Annotated in this window: 20 protein-coding genes and 1 other RNA gene; 9 read left to right on the top strand and 12 right to left on the bottom strand. The window is 71.3% G+C overall.

The genetic code is table 11. The features are described from left to right. Positions 1 to 5: 5 nt before the first annotated feature. From VMR06_RS09800 to VMR06_RS09780, 5 genes are all read right to left on the bottom strand, one after another. Complete coding sequence (locus tag VMR06_RS09800) at positions 6 to 965, bottom strand: SPFH domain-containing protein (RefSeq protein ID WP_325375684.1); 960 nt, start codon at positions 963 to 965, stop codon at positions 6 to 8. Positions 966 to 1139: 174 nt separating this feature from the next. Beyond that, the gene (locus VMR06_RS09795) at positions 1140 to 2450 is read right to left on the bottom strand and encodes a sensor histidine kinase (protein WP_325375682.1); all 1311 of its coding nucleotides are present in this window, start codon (positions 2448 to 2450) and stop codon (positions 1140 to 1142) included. Beyond that, a complete protein-coding gene (locus tag VMR06_RS09790) occupies positions 2425 to 3714 on the bottom strand; it encodes a glutamate-5-semialdehyde dehydrogenase (RefSeq protein ID WP_325375680.1) in 1290 nt (429 codons plus the stop codon). Before VMR06_RS09790 ends, VMR06_RS09795 begins: the two co-directional genes overlap by 26 nt. After that, positions 3711 to 4859, bottom strand: a complete 1149-nt coding sequence (proB, locus tag VMR06_RS09785; RefSeq protein ID WP_325375678.1) for a glutamate 5-kinase — start codon at positions 4857 to 4859, stop codon at positions 3711 to 3713. The genes VMR06_RS09790 and proB overlap by 4 nt, the downstream gene beginning before the upstream one ends. Before the next feature lie 112 nt (positions 4860 to 4971). After that, on the bottom strand, positions 4972 to 6102 hold the full coding sequence (locus tag VMR06_RS09780) for a PQQ-dependent sugar dehydrogenase (protein ID WP_325375675.1): 1131 nt from the start codon (positions 6100 to 6102) through the stop codon (positions 4972 to 4974). A gap of 180 nt (positions 6103 to 6282) precedes the next feature. Between VMR06_RS09780 and VMR06_RS09775 the strand changes: the two genes are divergently transcribed. The 6 genes from VMR06_RS09775 to rpiA all read left to right on the top strand — a co-directional run bounded on the left by VMR06_RS09775 (position 6283) and on the right by rpiA (position 8749). Then, entirely contained in the window at positions 6283 to 6501 is a 219-nt protein-coding gene (locus VMR06_RS09775) for a TIGR02449 family protein (protein WP_325375673.1), read from the top strand. Between the two features lie 6 nt (positions 6502 to 6507). Beyond that, positions 6508 to 6804, top strand: coding sequence for a cell division protein ZapA (locus VMR06_RS09770; protein WP_325375670.1), 297 nt, complete (start codon positions 6508 to 6510; stop codon positions 6802 to 6804). Positions 6805 to 6811: 7 nt separating this feature from the next. Beyond that, positions 6812 to 7001: non-coding RNA, 6S RNA (ssrS, locus tag VMR06_RS09765), on the top strand. Positions 7002 to 7026: 25 nt separating this feature from the next. Next, entirely contained in the window at positions 7027 to 7635 is a 609-nt protein-coding gene (locus VMR06_RS09760; protein ID WP_325375666.1) for a 5-formyltetrahydrofolate cyclo-ligase, read from the top strand. A gap of 14 nt (positions 7636 to 7649) precedes the next feature. Continuing rightward, complete coding sequence (locus tag VMR06_RS09755; RefSeq protein WP_325375716.1) at positions 7650 to 8102, top strand: EVE domain-containing protein; 453 nt, start codon at positions 7650 to 7652, stop codon at positions 8100 to 8102. Continuing rightward, positions 8099 to 8749 (top strand): ribose-5-phosphate isomerase RpiA, encoded by a 651-nt coding sequence (gene rpiA, locus VMR06_RS09750; RefSeq protein ID WP_325375663.1) that lies wholly within the window; start codon positions 8099 to 8101, stop codon positions 8747 to 8749. The genes VMR06_RS09755 and rpiA overlap by 4 nt, the downstream gene beginning before the upstream one ends. 37 nt (positions 8750 to 8786) lie before the next feature. Here rpiA and VMR06_RS09745 read toward each other — a convergent pair whose 3' ends face one another. Beyond that, positions 8787 to 9203, bottom strand: a complete 417-nt coding sequence (locus tag VMR06_RS09745; protein ID WP_325375660.1) for a rhodanese-like domain-containing protein — start codon at positions 9201 to 9203, stop codon at positions 8787 to 8789. A gap of 120 nt (positions 9204 to 9323) precedes the next feature. On the opposite strand from VMR06_RS09745, the gene mtnA reads away from it, so the two are divergent. Together mtnA and VMR06_RS09735 are read left to right on the top strand one after the other, a co-directional pair. Continuing rightward, on the top strand, positions 9324 to 10355 hold the full coding sequence (mtnA, locus tag VMR06_RS09740) for an S-methyl-5-thioribose-1-phosphate isomerase (protein ID WP_325375658.1): 1032 nt from the start codon (positions 9324 to 9326) through the stop codon (positions 10353 to 10355). Between the two features lie 46 nt (positions 10356 to 10401). Continuing rightward, a complete protein-coding gene (locus tag VMR06_RS09735) occupies positions 10402 to 10863 on the top strand; it encodes a GtrA family protein (protein WP_325375656.1) in 462 nt (153 codons plus the stop codon). Between the two features lie 10 nt (positions 10864 to 10873). On the opposite strand, the gene VMR06_RS09730 is transcribed toward VMR06_RS09735, so the two are convergent. Together VMR06_RS09730 and pyk are read right to left on the bottom strand one after the other, a co-directional pair. Further along, positions 10874 to 11338 (bottom strand): hypothetical protein, encoded by a 465-nt coding sequence (locus VMR06_RS09730; RefSeq protein WP_325375654.1) that lies wholly within the window; start codon positions 11336 to 11338, stop codon positions 10874 to 10876. Positions 11339 to 11427: 89 nt separating this feature from the next. Beyond that, positions 11428 to 12894 carry a pyruvate kinase gene (gene pyk, locus VMR06_RS09725; RefSeq protein ID WP_325375652.1) on the bottom strand — a complete coding sequence of 489 codons (1467 nt, stop codon included), beginning with the start codon at positions 12892 to 12894 and terminating at the stop codon, positions 11428 to 11430. A gap of 405 nt (positions 12895 to 13299) precedes the next feature. Between pyk and VMR06_RS09720 the strand changes: the two genes are divergently transcribed. Then, positions 13300 to 14004, top strand: coding sequence for a hypothetical protein (locus tag VMR06_RS09720; protein WP_325375649.1), 705 nt, complete (start codon positions 13300 to 13302; stop codon positions 14002 to 14004). A gap of 370 nt (positions 14005 to 14374) precedes the next feature. Here the strand turns inward: VMR06_RS09720 and VMR06_RS09715 are convergent, their stop codons facing one another. The 4 genes from VMR06_RS09715 to thiC form a co-directional block, all read right to left on the bottom strand. Further along, complete coding sequence (locus tag VMR06_RS09715) at positions 14375 to 15037, bottom strand: DsbA family oxidoreductase (protein WP_325375647.1); 663 nt, start codon at positions 15035 to 15037, stop codon at positions 14375 to 14377. Positions 15038 to 15352: 315 nt separating this feature from the next. Continuing rightward, complete coding sequence (locus VMR06_RS09710) at positions 15353 to 16354, bottom strand: DUF2333 family protein (RefSeq protein WP_325375645.1); 1002 nt, start codon at positions 16352 to 16354, stop codon at positions 15353 to 15355. Between the two features lie 354 nt (positions 16355 to 16708). After that, the gene (locus VMR06_RS09705; protein ID WP_325375643.1) at positions 16709 to 17308 is read right to left on the bottom strand and encodes a ferritin-like domain-containing protein; all 600 of its coding nucleotides are present in this window, start codon (positions 17306 to 17308) and stop codon (positions 16709 to 16711) included. Positions 17309 to 17527: 219 nt separating this feature from the next. After that, entirely contained in the window at positions 17528 to 19399 is a 1872-nt protein-coding gene (thiC, locus tag VMR06_RS09700; protein WP_325375641.1) for a phosphomethylpyrimidine synthase ThiC, read from the bottom strand. Between the last annotated feature and the right edge of the window lie 77 nt (positions 19400 to 19476).

Below are 19476 nucleotides of genomic sequence, written 5' to 3'. Positions count from 1 at the left end.
GCCGCTCAACGGACCTGCGGCGGCGGTACGCGGCCCGGCGGCGGTGGCGGCGGTGCGGCCTGCCGGTCGAGCGCGCTGCGCGCGATCTCGGTGATGCCGGCCAGCGAGCCGAGCACGCCGGTCGCCTCGATCGGCAGGATCAGCGTCTTCTGGTTCGGCGCGCTGGCCAGCGCCTGCAGCGCCTCGACGTACTTGTTGGCGACGAAGTAGTTGATCGCGTTGATGTCGCCCTGTGCGATCGCCGCCGACACCATCTCGGTCGCCTTGGCCTCGGCCTGGGCCAGACGCTCGCGCGCCTCGGCCTCGCGGAACGCGGCCTCCTTCTTGCCCTCCGCTTCGAGGATCGCCGACTGCTTCTCGCCGTCGGCCTTGAGGATCGCCGCCTGGCGGAAGCCTTCGGCGTCGAGGATGTTGGCGCGCTTCTCGCGCTCGGCCTTCATCTGCCGCGCCATCGCATCGACCAGATCGCGCGGCGGCGAGATGTCCTTGATCTCGATGCGGTTGACCTTCACGCCCCAGGGATGGGTCGCCTCGTCGACGACGCCGAGCAGCTTGGCGTTGATCGCGTCGCGCTGGCTCAGCGACTCGTCCAGGTCCATCGAGCCGAGCACGGTGCGGATGTTGGTCATGATCAGCGCCAGCGCGGCCTGTTCGAGGTTGGACACCTCGTAGGCGGCCTTGGCGGCGTCGAGCACCTGGTAGAACACCACGCCGTCGACGCGCACGACCGCGTTGTCCTTGGTGATGACGTCCTGCGAGGGCACGTCGAGCACCTGCTCCATCATGTTGATCTTGCGGCCGACGTTCTGGATGATCGGCACCAGCAGATGGAAGCCCGGCGTCAGCGTATGGGTGTACTTGCCCCAGCGTTCGACGGTCCATTCCCAGCCCTGCGGCACGATGCGTACGAGCTTGAACAAGAGGATCGCGGCGAGCGCGACGATCGCGGCTATGACGTACGGCATGGTCGGCTCCTGCGTGACTGTGCGTCACGATAGCAGGCGCGCGTTGCGCGAAAAAGGCGCGATGCAGCGGCGCGAGCGGTGCCCTGCCGATCGGCGGCATGCGATCGGCCGGCGCCGGTACCGGTCGACGCGACCGCCGCCGGAGGCGCGCCTGGAGCGCATTGCGCGCACCGCTCAGTCCGGCTGCGGCAGCAGCAGGCTGACCTCCAGGCCGCCGTCGACGCGATTGGCGAGCTGGACGCGGCCGCCGTGCGCCTCGGCGATCTCGCGCGCCAACGAAAGGCCCAGACCCGATCCGCTGCGCTTGGTCGAATAGAACGGCAGCAGCGCATGGGCCAGCACGGTCTCGCTCATGCCGGGGCCGCGGTCGCGCACGTCGATGCGCAGCTCGCGCCCGGACCGCGACACGCGCAGCTCGACGCCCTCGGGCGGACCGCCCGCCTCGTGCGCATTCTTGAGCAGGTTGATCAGCACCTGCTCGATCTGGGTGCGGTCGAACCAGCCCGGCTCGGCGGGCGGCGGCCCGGCCGGCGTGAATGCGTACTGGGCGGCCAGCGCCTCGAGCAGCGGCGCCCAGGCGACCGCCTGCGGCTGCGGCTGCGGCAGCCGCGCGAAGCGCGCATAGCCCTGGATGAAGGATTCCAGGTGACGCGCGCGGTCCTCGATCGTCTCGAACACCGTCGCCAGGCGCGCGATGTCGCCGCGGCGCGCCAGTTCGCGCCCGGAATGCGACAGCGAACTGATCGGCGCCAGCGAATTGTTGATCTCGTGGCTGATCACGCGGATCACCTTCTTCCACGTCGCCACTTCCTGCCGCGACAGCTCGCGCGTCATCCGCCGCAGCATGACCATGCGATGCGCGCGCCCCTGCAGCTTGAAGTCGCGCTGGGACAGATGGAAGGTTTCCTCCTCGCCGTCGATCTCGGCCGAGAACAGGCGATCCTCGCGATCGGCCAGCGCCGCGCCGAGCTGCTCGGGCGCATCGGCGACGATCGCGTCGAAACGCTCGCCGTTGAGTGCGCGGCCGTGGTTGAGCAGCGCGCGCGCGGCCAGATTGGCGTGGACGACGTGACCGCCCGACTCGATCAGCACCATCGCCGTCGGCGAGTGCTGCACCAGGGTGTCGAGCATCAGCTCGCGCTCGACCAGTCCGCGGCGCTGCTCGCGCAGCACCTGGCCGAGCTGGTTGTGCGCGGCGACCAGATCGCCCATCTCGTCGCGGCGGCGATCGGCGATCGAGAAGCTGAAGTCGCCGTCGCGGAACGCGACCGCGCTGCCGGACAGGGCGCGAATCAGCTCGACCACCGGCCGCGCCATCAGCCGCGCCGCCAGCATCGCGACCGGCAGCACCACGGCGAATGCGACCACTGCGGCGGCCCAGGGCAGCGGCAGCCAGACCAGCAGCGCGGCGGTCAGGCCCGCGGCCAGCGCGGCCGCGGACGCCATCGCCGCGGCGAGCTTACCCTCGAGCGACAGGAGGCGCATGGCGGACCTGGCCTTCGCCGCGCACGATCGTGCGCTCGATCGTCAGCGCCTCCAGCCCCATCGGGCCGTAGGCATGCAGGCGCGTGGTCGAGATGCCGATCTCGGCGCCGAGGCCGAGCTCGCCGCCGTCGCTGAAGCGCGAGGAGGCGTTGATCATGACGACCGCCGAGCGCAGTGCGCGCTCGAAGCGGCGCGCCGCGTCCGCATCGGCGGTCGCGATGACCTCGGTATGGTCCGATCCGTAGCGGCGGATGTGGGCGATCGCCATGTCGAGATCGTCGACGATGCGCACGGCGAGGATCAGGTCCAGGTACTCGGCCGCGTAGTCGTCCTCGTCCGCGGCGGCGACGTCCACATCGACCGCGCGCGTGCGCTCGCAGCCGCGCACCGCGACGCCGTGCGCACGCAGCGCGGCCAGTGCGCGCGGCACGAACGCGGCCGCGACGTCGCGGTGCACCAGCAGCGTCTCGAGCGCATTGCAGGCCGAAGGACGCGTCGTCTTGCCGTCGATCAGCAGTGCCAGCGCGAGATCCAGATCGGCCGCGGCGTCGACGTAGAGATGGCATACGCCCTTGTAGTGCTTGATGACCGGCACCCGCGCGTGCTCGGCGACGAAGCGGATCAGGCCTTCGCCGCCGCGCGGAATCACCAGGTCGAGCAGGTCCTCGGCCTGCACCAGCTCGCGGATGCGGTCGCGCTCGGGCTCGTCGATGAAGCTCAGCGCCGCGCGCGGCACGCCGGCCGCGTCGAGCGCGCCGTGCAGCGCCGCGACGATCGCCAGATTCGACGCGCGCGCCTCGCTGCCGCCGCGCAGCACGACCGCGTTGCCGGCCTTCAGGCACAGGCTGGCGGCATCGGCGGTCACGTTCGGACGCGCCTCGTAGATCATCGCGATCACGCCAAGCGGGATGCGCACGCGCTCGACGCGGATGCCGTTGGGGCGGATCTCGCTGCGCGTGACGACGCCGACCGGATCGGGCAGGCCGGCGACCTCCTCGACCGCATCGGCAACTGACGCGAGCCGGCCCGGATCGAGCCGCAGGCGATCGACCAGGGCCGCCGCGCGGCCTTGCTCGCGTGCCGCCTCGACGTCGTGCGCATTGGCGGCGAGGATCGGGTCGGCGGCTGCGCGCAATGCCGCAGCCATCGCGCGCAGCAGGCCGGCACGCTGGCCGGCATCGAGCGCGGCGACCGCGATGGCGGCCTCGCGCGCGGCGATCAGCCGGTCGCGCAGCGGAACGGTGGCGGACGCGGGCGCGCTCATGCCAGCGCCAGATCGTCGCGATGGACGATCTCCGGTCCGTAGCTGAAGCCCAGGCGCGCGCCGATCTCCTCGCTGCGCGCGCCGATCAGCGCACGGATCTCGCTGGCGCCGTACTGGGCGACGCCGCGCGCGACCGCGCGCACGCCGCGGCGGCTCGACACGCCGATCTCGACGACGTCGCCGCGCACGAACTCGCCGCTGACCTCGACCACGCCGCGCGGCAGCAGCGAGGCGCCGCGCTCGGCCAGCGCGCGCGCGGCACCGGCGTCGATGCAGACGCGGCCGGCCGCCAGCGGCGCGTTGCGCAGCCAGGTCTTGCGCGCGCCGGGCCGGCTGCGCGAGGCGGCGACCAGGGTGCCGACCAGGCGGTCGCGCGCGAATGCGTCGATCGAGCGCGCCGAGGTGCCGTTGACGATCGCGGTCGGGATGCCGGCGTCGGCGGCGCGCGCGGCGGCGTCGAGCTTGGTCGCCATGCCGCCGGTGCCGACCGCGCTGCCGGCGGCGCCGGCCATCGCGCGCACCGTCGGCGTGATCCGGGCAACGCGATGCAGCGGCCGCGCATCCGGATGACGGCGCGGATCGGCGTCGTAGAGGCCGTCGATGTCGGTCAGCAGCACGACCAGGTCGGCGCCGATCACCATCGCCACGTGCGCGGCCAGATTGTCGTTGTCGCCGAGCTTGAGCTCGTCGACCGAGACGGTGTCGTTCTCGTTGATGATCGGCACCACGCCCATCGCGAGCAGCGCGCGCAGCGTGCTGCGCGCATTGAGATAGCGCTTGCGGCTGCGCAGGTCGTCGTGGGTCAGCAGCACCTGCGCGACCGGCCGGTCGAAGAAGCGCTGCCACAGCGCAACGACGCTGGTCTGCCCGACCGCGGCCAGCGCCTGGCGCGCCGACAGCGCGCCGGCATCGGGCATGCGCGCCTGCAGCAGCGCGCGGCCGGCGGCGACCGCGCCGGAGGAGACGATCAGCACCTCGCGGCCGCTCTCGATCAGGCCGGCCAGCGCGTGGCCGATGCGCAGGGCGTGGCGCGTGCTGACGCCGCCCGGGCCGGTCAGCAGGCTGCTACCGATCTTGACGACGACGCGCCGCCAGGACGGCAGCCGCTGCTCACGGAACGCGGAAGGAGTCGAAACGGTGGTCATCGCGGGGCACGGGCCGGAAACGCCACGAAGCCTACGCGAGGAACGCTCCGCGCGAAACGGGCAGCGGCCGCAGGCCGCGGCGGCGCCGCGCGCGCGGCGCAAAGTCGCCAGCTCAGCCGCCGTAGCTGATCCGGTACAGGGCCCCGGCCAGATCGTCGGAGACCAGCAGCGAGCCGTCGGGCATCACCTGCACGTCGACCGGCCGGCCCTGCGCCTGCTCGTTCTTCTGGAAGCCGTCGACCAGCGGCTCGTAGCCGACGATGTGGTCGCCGTCGAGGCGCGCGGCCATGACGCGGTAGCCGGACTTCTTGGAGCGGTTCCACGAGCCGTGCTCGGCGACGATCAGCGCGTTGCGATACGCCGCCGGGAACTGCGTGCCGGTGTAGAAGCGCAGGCCGAGCGCGGCGACGTGCGCGCCGAGCACGCGCACCGGCGCGACGAAGTCCTTGCAGGCCTTGCCGGCACCGAACTCCGGATCGGGCAGGTCGCCCTGGTGGCAGTACGGGTAGCCGTAGTGGGCGCCGCGGCGGTCGACGCGGTTGATCTCGTCGCCGGGCCCGTCGTCGCCGAGCATGTCGCGGCCGTTGTCGGTGAACCACAGCCTGCCGGTGGCCGGATGCCAGGCCAGGCCGACGCTGTTGCGCACGCCGAGGGCCACGTCCTCGCGGCCGCTGCCATCGGCGTTCATGCGCACGATCTTGGCGTAGTCGTCGCCGCGGTCGCAGATGTTGCACGGCGCGCCGATCGGCACGTAGAGCTTGCCGTCGGGCCCGAACGCGATGAATTTCCAGCCGTGATGCTTGTCCTTCGGGAACGCGTCGCTGACCAGCTCGGGCTTCGGCGGCTTGGCCAGGTCGCGCTCGACGTCGCGCAGCACGACGATGCGGTCGATCGCCGAGACGTACAGATCGCCGTCGTGGAACGCGACGCCGACCGGCTGCTCCAGCCCGCTGGCGACGACGTACACACGGCCGCCGCGGCGGCCGTCCTCGGCCGGCTCGACCGCGTAGACCTTGCCGGCCTGGCGCGAGCCGACGAAGACCGTGCCGCGCGCGCCGAGCGCGATCGCGCGCGCATCCGGCACCCGGTCCGACCACAGCTCGATGCGGAAGCCCGGCGCCAGCTGCAGCGTGTCGAGCGCCGCGGCAGCCTGCACCGGCGGGACGGCGGCGGCGAGCGCGGCAGCGCCGGCCAAGACCGCGGCACCGAGGCGGCGCGCGAGCGAAAGAACGGGACGCATCATGGCAGGCTCCTGCAGGTCTCGGGACGGATGATCCCGGACTGTGCCACGGCGATCCTGGCCGGCGCGCGAACGGCCCCGCGCGGCGGCGCCGGAACGTCCGCGCGACCGGCCGGGCGCGGTCCGTCCCGGGCGCAGCGGCGCCCGGAAAAAACGCCGGGGTCCGGTGCTATAGTCCCGGCCATGTCCGCCACCGACCCCACCCAGACGCAACTGGCCGAGATCACCGAGCGCGTCGATCGCCTGGTGGAGCTGTGCCGGCGGCTGAGCGAGGAGAATCGCGTGCTGCGGCAGAGCCAGGAACACCTGGCGTCCGAGCGCGCGCAGTTGCTCGCGCGCAACGAGCAGGCGCGCAGCCGGGTCGAGGCGATGATCCTGCGCCTCAAATCGCTGGAGCAGTAGGACCCGATGAGCGAACCGGTCACCGTCCGCATCCTCGATCGCGAGTTCCTGATCGCCTGCACGCCCGAGGAACGGCCCGGCCTGATCGCGGCCGCCGCCTATCTCGACGGCAAGATGCGCGAGATGCGCAGCCGCAGCAGCGCGCTCGGCATGGACCGCATCGCGGTGCTGGCCGGCCTCAACATCGCGCACGAACTGCTGAACCAGCAGCGCAGCAGCGCCAGTCGTGAAGATCAGCTGGCTCAGGATCTGCGTTCGCTCAAATCGAGGCTTGATGCCGCTTTCCCCGGGTCACTACAATAGACCCCGGTGTCCTCTGCAGTGTGCGATCGCGCACCTTACATATTGCCTTGCTCCTATTGAACGACTCCGGGACGACCACGCAGCTGCCGGTGCGCATGTCCGCCACGAGCGGAAAGCCTGAAGGCGCTGCCGACTCTTCCCACCTGATCCTTTGGATCAAGGTCGTTTGATGCGCACCGCCACAGCGCGGAGGACGCCACCCCTCTTCCCGCCTGCGACGCGATGAACACCGCCGACGATCGACAGGCCCTGCGCAGCCGTCTGCGCGAACGCCGCTCCGCGCTGAGTCCGCGCGAGCGCATCGCCGCCGCCGACGCGCTGGCGCAACAGCTGCACCAGCTGCCCGACTTCCTGACCGACGTGCGCATCGCCGGCTATTGGGCCGTCGACGGCGAGCTGTCGCTGCACGCGCTGCTGCCGGGCCTGCGCGAACGCGGCCAGCAGTACCACCTGCCGGTCGTGCACGCCGACCGCCGCCTGCGCTTCGCGCCATGGTCGGCCGGCACCGCGGTGGCACCGAACCGCTACGGCATCCCCGAACCGCAGGTCGACGCGCAGGCCCTGCTGCCGCCGCACCGGCTCGACCTGGTCCTGGTGCCGCTGCTCGGCTTCGACCGCCGCGGCGGCCGCCTCGGCTACGGCGGCGGCTGGTACGACCGCAGCTTCGCCTGGCTGCGCGAGCGCACCGAGCCGGCCGATACGCTGCTGGTCGGCGTCGCCCATTCGGTGCAGGAGCTGCCCGCGATCGCCCCGGCGCCGTGGGACGTCCCGCTCGACTACGTCGCCACCGAACGCGAACTGATCGCCTGCTGGCCCGAGGAAACGCCGTGAGCCGCTACTGGCTGATGAAGTCCGAACCAGAAGAATTCTCGATCGACGACCTCGAGCGCGTCGGCGTCGAGCCGTGGAGCGGCGTGCGCAACTACCAGGCGCGCAACTTCATGCGCGACGGCATGCGCATCGGCGACGGCATCCTGTTCTATCACTCCAACTGCGCCGAACCGGGTGTCGCCGGCCTGGCCGAGGTCAGGAGCGAGGCCTATCCGGACCCGACCCAGTTCGAGCGCCGCAGCGACTACTACGACCCGGCCAGCACGCGCGAGTCGCCGCGCTGGCTGCTGGTCGACGTCGGCTTCCGGCGCAAGCTCGAGCGCGTCGTCACGCTGACCGAACTCAAGGACCGCGACGAGCTCGGCGATTTCGCGCTGACCCGGCGCGGCAACCGCCTGTCGGTGCTGCCGGTCACGCGCGCGCAGTGGGACTTCATCCTGTCGCTCGAGAAGAAGGGGACGCCATGAACACGATCCAGAACGAAGGCAAGCGCCTGGCCGGACGCGCGGCGATGCGCTACGTCGAACCCGGCAGCGTCGTCGGCGTCGGCACCGGCTCGACGGTCGGCTACTTCATCGAGGCGCTGGCCGAGCGCCGCCACGACATCGAGGGCGCGGTCTCCAGCTCCGAGCAGTCCACGCGCCTGCTGCTCGAACACGGCATTCCGGTGCTCGATCTCAACGCGACCGGCGAGCTGCCGCTCTACGTCGACGGCGCCGACGAATGCGATCCGCACAAGCGCCTGATCAAGGGCGGCGGCGGCGCCCTGACGCGCGAGAAGATCATCGCCGCCGCGTCGCGGCGCTTCGTCTGCATCATCGATCCGGCCAAGCGCGTGGACGTACTCGGGCGCTTTCCGCTGCCGGTCGAGGTGATCCCGATGGCGCGCAGCCACGTCGCCCGTGCGATCGTCGCGCGCGGCGGCCAGCCGGTCTGGCGCGACGGCGTCGTGACCGACAACGGCAACTGGATCCTCGACGTGCACCACTGGTCGATCACCGATCCGGTCGCGCTGGAGACCGAGCTCAACCAGATCGCCGGCGTGGTCTGCGTCGGACTGTTCGCGCGCCGGCCGGCCGACGTCGTGCTGATCGGCGATCGCGAGATGGACTGAACGGGGCGCCGGCGCCGGATCGCGCGCGCCTGTCCGCTCAGCGACCGCCCGGACCGGGCGCCGCGCCGCGTTCGACCGAACGGCCCTCGGCGGCCCAGCCCGGATAGTCGCCTTCCAGATACGCCACGTCGAAACCGGCCGCCTCGAGCGAGGCGCCGGCCAGCCGTGCGCGCCGGCCGCTGCGGCAGTACAGCACGATCTCGCGCGGCGCGCCGAGCTCGCCCAGACGCGCCGGCACCTGGTCGTGCGGAATCGTCAGCGCGCCGGGCAGCCGGCCTTCGCCGAATTCCTCGGCGCTGCGCACGTCGAGCACGGTCGGCGGCGCCGGTCCGTCCAGACGCGCCGCCAGGGCCTCGGCCGAGATCGTCTTCTCGGCCGCCGCCGACGGCCCCGGCGCGCCGAACACCGCTGCCACCGACATCACCACCGTCATCACTGCGGTCAGACCTCGCATCACCGGACTCCTCGCACGCGGCCTGCGCCGGATGCGTCACAATAGGGCCTGACACTATACGGCAGCGCGCCGGCGACCGGCCGCCCTGCCCGATCGACTTTCCGCCCGCCTTCGCTGCCGATGATCGCCACCGACTCGCATGACTCCATCCGCGCCGTGCTCTGGCAGGGCGACCATCTGCGCCTGCTCGACCAGCGCCGCCTGCCGTTCGAGGAGACCGCGATCGACTGCCGCAGCGCCGATGAGGTCGCCCAGGCGATCACCGATCTGGTCGTGCGCGGCGCGCCGGCGATCGGCATCGCCGCGGCCTGGGGCGTCGTGCTGGCGGCGCGCCAGGATCCGGGCACGCTGCCGGCCGCGCTGGAGCGGCTGCGCGCGGCGCGGCCGACCGCGGTCAATCTGATGTGGGCACTGGACCGCATGAAGCGCGCGATCGCCGACGGCGCCGATGCCGACGCGCTGGCGGCCGAGGCGCAGGCGATCCAGGACGAGGACCTCGCCGCCAACCGCCACATGGGCGAGCTCGGCGCGGCGCAGTTCGGCGACGCGCCGGTCGGCGTGCTGACCCATTGCAACACCGGCTCGCTGGCGACCGCCGGCTACGGCACCGCGCTCGGCGTGATCCGCGCCGGCTACGCGCAAGGCCGGATCGCGCGCGTCTATGCCGGCGAGACGCGACCCTGGCTGCAGGGCGCGCGGCTGACGATGTGGGAGCTGACCCGCGACGCGATCCCGGCCACGCTGATCGCCGACTCGGCCGCCGCGCACCTGATGAAATCCGGCGCGATCGACTGGGTCGTGGTCGGCGCCGACCGCATCGCCGCCAACGGCGACACCGCCAACAAGATCGGCACCTACCAGCTCGCGATCGCGGCGCGCCACCATGGCGTGCGCTTCATGGTCGTCGCGCCGTCCTCGACGGTCGACCTGACCACGCCGACCGGCGAGGCGATCGAGATCGAGCTGCGCGCCGCGACCGAGCTGCTCGGCTACGGCGGGCAGCGCACCGTGGTCGACGGCGCCCAGGCCTGGAATCCGGTCTTCGACGTCACGCCGGCCGAGCTGATCGACGTCATCGTGACCGAGCGCGGCGTCGTCGAGCAGCCGGCGCGCCACGGCATGGCCGGCCTGTATGCGGCCGGCGCCGCTTGAAGCGCGCATGCCGGCATGACGCCCACCACGGCAGCGAACCGCGGCGATGAGGTCTGAGCTCGATCCGCGCATGCGGCGGGCCGCGGCCGTGCGCGTGCTGGTGCTGTTCGCGGTCGGCGGCGTGATCGGCTTCGTCATCGACGCGGCGATCGTGCAGGTGCTGGTCAAGTGGAGCGGCTGGAATCCCTACGCGACGCGCCTGCTGTCGTTCCTGGTCGCTGCGACCGGCACCTGGCTGTTCAACCGCACCTATACGTTCAGCGCCGACCGCCGCTACGGGCTGTTCGGCGAATGGGCACGCTACCTGCTCGCGATGAGCGGCGGCTTTGCGGTCAACTACGGCACGTATTCGTTCCTGGTGTTCCACCATCCGGCGATCCGCGAGCAGCCGGTGATCGCGGTCGCGGCCGGCTCGCTGGCCGGCATGGTCGTCAACTTCGTGTCGTCGCGGTTCTGGATCTTCCGCAAGCGGCGGCCGGAGGGCGATACGTCCTTGCCGCCGCCGTGAGCGCCGATACTCAGCGGTCGGCGTAGCGCAGCTTCTCGATCACGCAGGGCTTCATCAGCTCGGTACGCGCGGCCGGGTCGGACGGCAGGTTCAGCGGAAAGATCAGCCAGCTGAATACCGGATCGCGGCCGCCGTTGGTGGCCGTCGGCTCGAACTTCAGATGCGCGCCGATGCTGAGCGCGAGCTTGGCCAGATCCGGCCCCTCCGGCACGATGCGCTGCACCTTGACCGAACGGGTGCTGCCGGTGCCGTCGACGACGAACGACACCGTCGCGCAGGTCGGCACGTCCATGCCCTTGCCGAACATCGGCGCGTCGCCCTGCACCGATTCGTTGACGAGCACCCAGTACTTGGCCAGATCGTCCGGCGCGACCACGCGCGGCTGCCGCTGCGCGGACGCCGCGGCGGACGCGAGCGCCAGCGTCGCGACGGCGGCGAACGCGAGCGGGCGGCGGATCGGGGAAGAACGGGACATGACCTGCTCCGGCGCAAAAAAACGAGAGCGCGATTGTAGCGCTTCGCGATGCGGCGGCCGCGCGCTTCGTGCGTGCGTCGAGCCGCCGTTCAGAGGTCGCCGAGGCCTTCGGCCAGCCCGTCCGGACCGACCCGCAGCAGCTTGAGCGTATTGGTGCCGCCGAGCTGGCCGGTGTGGTCGCCGGTGGTCAGGATCACGCGATCGCCTTCGGCCAGCAGGCCCAGGCCGAACAGGTGCTGGATCGCCGCGCGCGCGGCCTGCATCGGCCCGACGTTCTGCGGGTCGAAATCGATCGGATAGACGTCGCGATACAGCAGCATGCGACGCCGCGAGGCGGCATGCCGCGACAGCGCGAAGATCGGCACGCTCGAGCGATGCCGCGACAGCCAGCGCGCGGTCTCGCCCGATTCGGTCAAGGCGATGATCGCGCGCGGACCGACGCGCCCGGCCAGCACCATCGCGGCCAGCGCGATCGCCTGATCGGTGCGCTCGATCGTCGCCGCGCGCGGCCCGAGGTCCTCCTGCGGCTCGAACTGGCGCTCGGCACCGAGGCATACGCGGCGCATCGCGGCGACCGCCTTGTCCGGATGACGGCCGGCGGCGGTCTCCTGCGACAGCATCACGGTGTCGGTGCCGTCGATCACCGCATTGGCGACGTCGAGCACCTCGGCCCGCGTCGGAATCGGCGACTCGACCATCGACTGCATCATCTGCGTGGCGGTGATGACGATGCGGTTGCGCTCGAGCGTCTCGCGGATGATCTTCTTCTGCAGGCCCGGCAGCTCGGCATCGCCGATCTCGACGCCGAGGTCGCCGCGCGCGACCATGACCACCTCGCTGGCGTCGATGATCTCGCCGAGCACGCCGATCGCCTCGGTGCGCTCGATCTTCGCGACCAGGGCCGCCGAGCCGCCGGCCTCGCGCAACAAGGCGCGCGCCTGGTCCATGTCCTGGGCATTCTTGACGAACGACACCGCGAGGAAGTCCACGCCGATCGAGGCGGCCAGGCGGATGTCGGCGCGGTCCTTGTCCGACAGCGCCGCGACGCTGAGGCCACCGCCCATGCGGTTGATGCCCTTGCGGTCCGACAGCCGTCCGCCGACGGTCACCCGGCAGCGGATCTCCTGATCGGCTACCGCGGCGACCTCGAGCGCGATCAGGCCGTCGTCGAGCAGCAGCACGTCGCCGGGAATGACGTCGCGCCACAGGTCGTGGTAGCCGACGCCGACGCGGTGGCGGTCGCCGGCCGGCGCGTCGGGCCGGCAGTCGAGCGTGAACGAATCGCCGGCCTCCAGATCGACGCTGCCGGCCGCGAAGCGCTCGACGCGGATCTTGGGGCCCTGCAGATCGCCGAGGATCGCCACCTCGCGCCCGAGCGCCGCGGCGGCCGCACGGACCGCTTCGGCGCGCGCGCGATGATCGTCCGGCTGGCCGTGCGAGAAGTTGAGCCGGACCACGTCGACGCCCTCGGAGAGGATGCGTTCGAGCATCGACGGCGCATCCGTCGCCGGCCCGAGCGTGGCGATGATCTTCGTGCGGCGCAGTTGCGTCGTCATGCGGCAGCATTCCTCTATCGCGCGGGATCGCGCCCAAACCTAGCACAGCGCCGTGACCGGCCGGACCGCTGCGCGCTCTTGCCGCGGTCGGGCGCGCCGCCGAGGGCGCGGACTGCACCGGCCGCCGCGCAGGGCGCCGAGCGCCGCGCCCGACCGGCCCCTCCGGAGGGCGGCCGGCTCGATGGCGGTGGCCGGCCGCGGCACCGATCGGCGCCGGCGGACGACGACCGCCGGCCGCCCTGGGCGTCGCGACAATTTGCCGTCCTGGAAATGAGCTGCGATGCAGCAATATGGATCGCGAGAAGTTTGTTTATTCGCGAAACAGCGCTCATTCTGACAATGGTGCATAGCACCAAAATCAACGAGCCACGCGATGTCCGCCTTTCCGCATCGAGGAGACGTTCCATGAACATCGTCAAGCCCCTGGCCGCATCGATCGGCCTGCTCTGCGCCGGCGCCGTGCAGGCCGCACCGCTGGCGTCCGACATCCCGGCCATGGCGACCGCGCAGGTGCGCAAGGTGGTCCAGGTCGGCGACGACGTGATCGTCGTCAGCCTGGTCGCAGCCGACGGCCAGACCCGCGCCGACAACGTCGGCATCACGCGCTACGGCGCCGACGGCACCCCGGTCGCCTGGCGCAGCGCCGGTGCCTGGAATCCGGGCGGCGGCGCCGCGATCGTGTTCCCGAACAGCGCCTGGCACTTCACCGCGATCCGCGACGTGCAGGTGTTCAAAGATCATCTGTGGGTGCTGGCCGACTCGGCAGTGGTCGACGGCGACGGCGCCAGTCGGCGCAGCACCGACATCCTGACGTTCAGCACCGCCGGCGAGTTCAAGGGCGGCCACTTCAACGTGATCCATCCCGGTCCGTCGCAGGACGTGATCGGCGCCGGCATGGCGTTCAAGGCCGCGGCCGACGGCGAGGGCGCCGACCGTCTGCTGGTCGTCGCCGGCTGTCCCGAGGACGGCCAGTCGGGCGACCGGCTGTGCCTGCAGCGCTTCCTGCTGAGCACGCGCGAGGACTGGTATCCGTCGTTCGCCGGCGACGGTTCGACGCAGACGCGCTGGACCCTCACCGACCGCGGCGTCGCCTCGACCGCGCCGCGCTGAGCGGCGGTCCGGCCGCGAGGCGCGCGCCTCGCTGACGGCACGCGGCGGACTTCGGTCCGCCGCGTGTTTCCGCTCGCGCTACCCGGTTGCGCGAGGCGCGCCAGCCGAGCAGCGCCGCGGCCAGCAACACGCCGCCGCGAGCAGGAACGCCGCACCCGGCAGCGCCAGAGCCGAATCGACGTCGACCGACATCGCAAACCCAGCCGAAGCATAGCGGCGAGAGCCCGCGGCAACGCTGGCCACGCTCATGTTGGCCCCCTGCAGCTGGCCTGATCGCTCTCGAACACGCGCTGCATCACCAGCGACAGCAAGGTCGGCGTCGCCCGTTCCCTCAGCCCGGCGACGCGCGGCTGGCGCGTGTCACCGGGCGTCAGGCGATGCCAGCAAGCTGGCGCAGCGCCTGCTCGAAGACCTCGGGCGGCTGCCCGCCGCTGATCAGGTGACGTTCCTGGAGGATCACCGCCGGTACCGAGCGGATGCCGCGCTCGGCGTAATAGGCCTCGCGCTCGCGGACCTCGGCCGCGTAACGGTCCGATCCGAGGACGTCGCGCACCGTCTGCGCGTCGATGCCGGACGCGACCGCCAGGCGCGCCAGCGTCGCCGGCGCGGCGATGTCCTCGCCTTCGGTGAAATAGGCCTTCAGCAGCGCATGGGCGAAGGTGCGCGCGGTGTCCGGGCCGATCTGCGCGGCCGCGCGCAGCAGCCGGTGCGCATCGAACGTCGCGACGATCCGCGTACGCGGCCCGAACGCGAAACCCACCGCTGCGCCGCGTGCGGCGATCGCAGCCTGGTTGCGCGCGATTTCGGCCGGCGAGATGCCGTACTTGCGCACCAGATGCTCGACCAGATCCTCGCCGTCCGGGCCGAGACCCGGATTCAGCTCGAACGGCTGGAAATGCAGATCGACGGCGACCGCATCGCCGACGCGCTCGATCGCGCGTTCGAGCGCGTGCAGGCCGATCGCGCACCACGGGCAGACCGGATCGAGCACGACATCGATCCGCACGCGGACGGGAATATCGGTGACGGACATCGGGTGATCGCCTCGGCGGAGCGGCACCGCGCCGCGACGGTCCCGCTATGGGGGCGCCGGATGCGCGATCAACCGGCGCGCTCAACCGGGCGCGTCGCCGGCGGCCGGCCGCATGCAGCGCGCCCGAAGTCACGGCTGACGAACGCCGCGGTGGACGCATGCGAAGCGGCGCGGATCGAGGGCGCTCCCTCGCACATCGCAGCGCGCAGCACCGGCCTCCGCCGCGGGCCTGGACGCACGCTGCGTGCCGGGGCACCGCGTCAGACGCGGCGACTCGGCCCGGCGCACCGGACGCACGCCTCGGCGCGCCCGCGCTCAGCCGCGCCGCAGCAGCGTGCGCAGCTCGATCAGCGCGGCATTGGCGCGCGAGACGTAGTTGGCGAGCACCAGCGAGTGGTTCGCGAAGAATCCGTACGGCGAACCATTGAGAATCATCGGACTCCAGATGCGGTGCTGCGCCTCCTCCAGCTCGCGGATCACCTGCTCGAGGCTGGCGACCGCGTTCTTGTCGCGCAGGACCGGTCCGAAGTCGATCGCGATCGCCTCGAGCTGCTCGCGCAGCGCCCAGGTGTAGCCGCGCGCCTCGTAGAAGTTGTCGTCGATCTTCAGCCACGGCGTCTTGACCAGCAGCGGGCCGCCCGACGTCGCCGCGCCGTCGCCGGGATCGCCCAGGCTGGTTTCCAGTCGCACCTGACCGACGCTGGCCGACAGGCGCTGCGACAGCGAGCCGAGGCGGCCGGACGCGACCTGCAGATAGTCGGCCAGATTGTCGGCACGCGCGAAGAACTGCGCATTGCCGCGGCCCGGATCGGCCAGGCGGGTGGCATAGCTTTCGACCAGCTTGATCGCCTTGCGGTACTGGCCCTCCGAACTCGGCAGCAGCCAACGGTCGTTCGGCGAGCTGAACAGCGGATCGGCCTCCTGCAGGTCCTTGTCCTCGGCCGACTGGCTCTGCGAGCGGCTGAAATCGTTGCGCAGCGCGCGCGCCAGATCGCGCGTCGCGGTGAGCACGCCGAATTCCCAGTTGGGCACGTTGTCCATCAGCACGCCGGGCGGCAGCTTGTCGTTGCTGAGATAGCCGCCGCGCTTGTCGAGCAGGGTCTCGGCCGAGCGGATCAGCGTGGCGACGGTGACGTAGCCGGTGGCGAGCGACTGGCCGGGCTGCAGGCGCGCCTGTGCCGAGGGCGCCACATCGAAACGGGCCGGCTCGTGGTCCCACCAGATCATCAGCGCGATGATCGCCAGCGCGTAGACCGCGAGCAGGATCAGGAGCGGGCGCAGCCAACGGAACCGGCGAGACGGAACGGTCGATTGCATCGAACACCTCCGGACATGTCGCGAGAAGAAGGACAGACTAGCAGACCGCCACCGTGGCGAGGCCTGTACGGCCGGCGCCGGCGAGGCCAGCCGAGTCGGCGCTGCCAAGGCGGCTGCGTGCCGCCGGCTGGTCGACGGATCCTGCGCATTCGGCCGCCCATCCGGCGTAACGGCGGCGCCGGCGACCGGATGCCGGCGCCGTGGCGCAGATCGGGCGAACGCTCGTACGGCAGCGCACGCGATCTCGCCGCATCCGGTCACCTTGCCAGTGAAGTCGCACCGGACGAACCCGCCGCCGGCTGCGACCGATCCCCGGCGGCGCCCGGCCCGGCGATCCGGCGGGCGCCGCGCCGCTCAGACCACGTTCGCCGCTGCCGGCTCGCCCTTGCGGCCGAGATTCTCGAGCATCGTGCCCAGATCCTCGGCATGCTCCTCCTCGACCGCGAGGATTTCCTCGAGCATGCGCCGCGTCGTCGGATCGTCGTCGCCGAGGTACCGGATGATCTCGCGGTAGCTGTCGATCGCGATGCGCTCGGCGACCAGGTCTTCCTTGATCATCTCGATCAGATCGCGGCCTTCGACGTACTCGGAATGACTGCGCGTCAGCAGACCCTCCGGCGAGAAATTCGGGGCGCCGTCGAGCTGGGTGATCCGCTCGGCGATCCGGTCGGCGTGCTCCTGCTCCTCGCCGGCGTGCTCGAGAAACTCGGCGGCGACGCTCTTGGCGTGGATGCCCGAGGCCATGTAGTAGTGGTACTTGTAGCGCAGCACGCAGACGATCTCGGTCGCCAGCGCCTCGTTGAGCAGTTTGATGACGGTCTGGCGATCGGCCGAATAGCCGGCGGTCACCGCGCCCTGCTCGATGTGCTCGCGCGCACGCCTGCGGATCGTCTCGATGTCGGTGAGAAACGGCTTCTCGCCGGCCGCCGGACTTCGATTCGGTTGCGATGCCATACCTGCCTCCTGGGTGGGTGGGGTCGCGCCGCCGTAGGACCGGTCGGTCGGGCCGGACGCGTTCAGGCACGTTAATCCGCCACGCGCGAAAGGAACGTGAACGGGCGGCGCGATCGCGCGCGTGCCGCGCCGGCACCGCGGATGCGATTGCGCGCTTCGTCGGCGTCGCGCGCGCGGGCTCTGCCGCCCGCGCGGCCGTGAGGAGTGCCGCCGGCCGGATCAGTCCGGCCGGTAGATCTCGCCGCCCTGCGCGCGGAACTCGGCCGCCTTGGCCGCCATCGCCTCGTCGACCTGCGCGGCCGTGCCGTGCTCCTTGGCGTAGTCGCGCACATCCTGGGTGATCTTCATCGAGCAGAACTTCGGCCCGCACATCGAGCAGAAATGCGCAGTCTTGTGCGCGTCCTTGGGCAGGGTCTCGTCGTGGAACTCCTTGGCCTTCTCCGGATCGAGGCCGAGGTTGAACTGGTCCTGCCAGCGGAACTCGAAGCGCGCCTTGCTGAGCGCGTTGTCGCGCGCCTGCGCGGCCGGATGGCCCTTGCCGAGGTCGGCGGCGTGGGCGGCCAGCTTGTAGGTGATGATGCCGTCGCGCACGTCCTGCTTGTCGGGCAGGCCCAGGTGCTCCTTCGGCGTCACGTAGCAGAGCATCGCCGTGCCGTACCAGCCGATCATCGCCGCGCCGATCGCGCTGGTGATGTGGTCGTAGCCGGGCGCGATGTCGGTGGTCAGCGGCCCCAGCGTGTAGAACGGCGCCTCGTGGCACTTCTCGAGCTGGCGCTCCATGTTCTCCTTGATCAGTTGCATCGGCACGTGGCCGGGGCCCTCGATCATGACCTGCACATCGTGCTTCCAGGCGACCTGGGTCAGCTCGCCGAGCGTGTCGAGCTCGGCGAACTGCGCGGCGTCGTTGGCGTCGGCGATCGAGCCGGGACGCAGGCCGTCGCCGAGCGAGAACGCGACGTCGTAGGCCTTCATGATCTCGCAGATCTCCTCGAAACGTTCGTAGAGGAAGCTCTCGCGATGATGGGCCAGGCACCACTTGGCCATGATCGAGCCGCCGCGCGAGACGATGCCGGTGACGCGGCCGGCGGTCAGCGGAATGAACGGCAGGCGCACGCCGGCGTGGATCGTGAAGTAGTCCACGCCCTGCTCGGCCTGCTCGATCAGCGTGTCGCGGAACAGCGCCCAGGTCAGGTCCTCGGCGACGCCGCCGACCTTCTCGAGCGCCTGGTAGATCGGCACCGTGCCGATCGGCACCGGCGAGTTGCGGATGATCCACTCGCGCGTCTCGTGGATGTGGCGGCCGGTCGACAGGTCCATCACCGTGTCGGCGCCCCAGCGGATCGCCCAGACCATCTTCTCGACCTCCTCGGCGATCGAGCTGGTCACGGCCGAGTTGCCGATGTTGGCGTTGATCTTCACGAGGAAGTTGCGGCCGATGATCATCGGCTCGCTCTCGGGATGGTTGATGTTGTTCGGGATGATCGCGCGGCCGCGCGCGATCTCCGCGCGCACGAACTCCGGCGTGATGATCTTCGGGATCGCCGCGCCGAAGCTCTGCCCGGGGTGCTGCTTGAGCAGGTGCATCTCGCCGATCGCCTCGAGCCGCTGGTTCTCGCGGATCGCGACGTACTCCATCTCCGGCGTGACGATGCCGCGCCGCGCGTAGTGCATCTGGCTGACGTTGGCGCCGGCGCGCGCGACGCGCGGCTTGGGCACGTGCGGGAAGCGCACCGCGTCGAGCTGCGGCGCGGTCGCGTGCCGCCGCGTGAACGGCGAGCTGAAATCGGCCAGGCGCACGGTGTCGGCGCGCTCCTCGATCCAGGCCGCGCGCAGCGCCGGCAGCCCGGACACCAGGTCGACGCGGTAGTCCGGATCGGTGTACGGACCGGAGGTGTCGTAGACCGTGAACGGCGCATTCGACTCGGCGCCGAACAGGCTCGGCGTGTCGGCCAGCGCGATCTCGCGCATCGGCACGCGCAGGTCGCCGCGCGAGCCTTCGACGTAGATCTTGCGCGAGCCGGGAATCGGCCGCGTCACGGTTTCGGAAAGGGCTTCGGCCTGGCGCAGCAGCGGGGCGGGAACGGCGTTCATCGGCGATGCGTCCTGTCTGGGAGGCGCGCGCCGGCGGACGGCACGCAGGGAGACGACACGAGGACGAAGCCGGGGCG

The organism is Dokdonella sp. (assembly GCF_035511235.1).
Lineage (GTDB): Bacteria > Pseudomonadota > Gammaproteobacteria > Xanthomonadales > Rhodanobacteraceae > Dokdonella.
The sequence above is the reverse complement of the archived record's forward strand: the minus strand, read 5'-3'. Positions and strand labels throughout refer to the sequence as shown.

Excerpts from the sequence above, each read along its gene's own strand:
- VMR06_RS09795 (WP_325375682.1), bottom strand. The coding sequence starts at position 2,450 with ATGCGCCTCCTGTCGCTCGAGGGTAAGCTCGCCGCGGCGATGGCGTCC.
- thiC (WP_325375641.1), bottom strand. The coding sequence starts at position 19,399 with ATGAACGCCGTTCCCGCCCCGCTGCTGCGCCAGGCCGAAGCCCTTTCC.
- rpiA (WP_325375663.1), top strand. The coding sequence starts at position 8,099 with ATGAACACGATCCAGAACGAAGGCAAGCGCCTGGCCGGACGCGCGGCG.
- VMR06_RS09800 (WP_325375684.1), bottom strand. The coding sequence starts at position 965 with ATGCCGTACGTCATAGCCGCGATCGTCGCGCTCGCCGCGATCCTCTTG.
- VMR06_RS09735 (WP_325375656.1), top strand. The coding sequence starts at position 10,402 with ATGAGGTCTGAGCTCGATCCGCGCATGCGGCGGGCCGCGGCCGTGCGC.
- VMR06_RS09755 (WP_325375716.1), top strand. The coding sequence starts at position 7,650 with ATGAAGTCCGAACCAGAAGAATTCTCGATCGACGACCTCGAGCGCGTC.
- VMR06_RS09775 (WP_325375673.1), top strand. The coding sequence starts at position 6,283 with ATGTCCGCCACCGACCCCACCCAGACGCAACTGGCCGAGATCACCGAG.
- VMR06_RS09760 (WP_325375666.1), top strand. The coding sequence starts at position 7,027 with ATGAACACCGCCGACGATCGACAGGCCCTGCGCAGCCGTCTGCGCGAA.
- VMR06_RS09710 (WP_325375645.1), bottom strand. The coding sequence starts at position 16,354 with ATGCAATCGACCGTTCCGTCTCGCCGGTTCCGTTGGCTGCGCCCGCTC.
- VMR06_RS09780 (WP_325375675.1), bottom strand. The coding sequence starts at position 6,102 with ATGATGCGTCCCGTTCTTTCGCTCGCGCGCCGCCTCGGTGCCGCGGTC.
- VMR06_RS09790 (WP_325375680.1), bottom strand. The coding sequence starts at position 3,714 with ATGAGCGCGCCCGCGTCCGCCACCGTTCCGCTGCGCGACCGGCTGATC.
- VMR06_RS09770 (WP_325375670.1), top strand. The coding sequence starts at position 6,508 with ATGAGCGAACCGGTCACCGTCCGCATCCTCGATCGCGAGTTCCTGATC.
- VMR06_RS09715 (WP_325375647.1), bottom strand. The coding sequence starts at position 15,037 with ATGTCCGTCACCGATATTCCCGTCCGCGTGCGGATCGATGTCGTGCTC.
- mtnA (WP_325375658.1), top strand. The coding sequence starts at position 9,324 with ATGATCGCCACCGACTCGCATGACTCCATCCGCGCCGTGCTCTGGCAG.
- proB (WP_325375678.1), bottom strand. The coding sequence starts at position 4,859 with ATGACCACCGTTTCGACTCCTTCCGCGTTCCGTGAGCAGCGGCTGCCG.
- VMR06_RS09730 (WP_325375654.1), bottom strand. The coding sequence starts at position 11,338 with ATGTCCCGTTCTTCCCCGATCCGCCGCCCGCTCGCGTTCGCCGCCGTC.
- pyk (WP_325375652.1), bottom strand. The coding sequence starts at position 12,894 with ATGACGACGCAACTGCGCCGCACGAAGATCATCGCCACGCTCGGGCCG.
- VMR06_RS09720 (WP_325375649.1), top strand. The coding sequence starts at position 13,300 with ATGAACATCGTCAAGCCCCTGGCCGCATCGATCGGCCTGCTCTGCGCC.
- VMR06_RS09745 (WP_325375660.1), bottom strand. The coding sequence starts at position 9,203 with ATGCGAGGTCTGACCGCAGTGATGACGGTGGTGATGTCGGTGGCAGCG.
- VMR06_RS09705 (WP_325375643.1), bottom strand. The coding sequence starts at position 17,308 with ATGGCATCGCAACCGAATCGAAGTCCGGCGGCCGGCGAGAAGCCGTTT.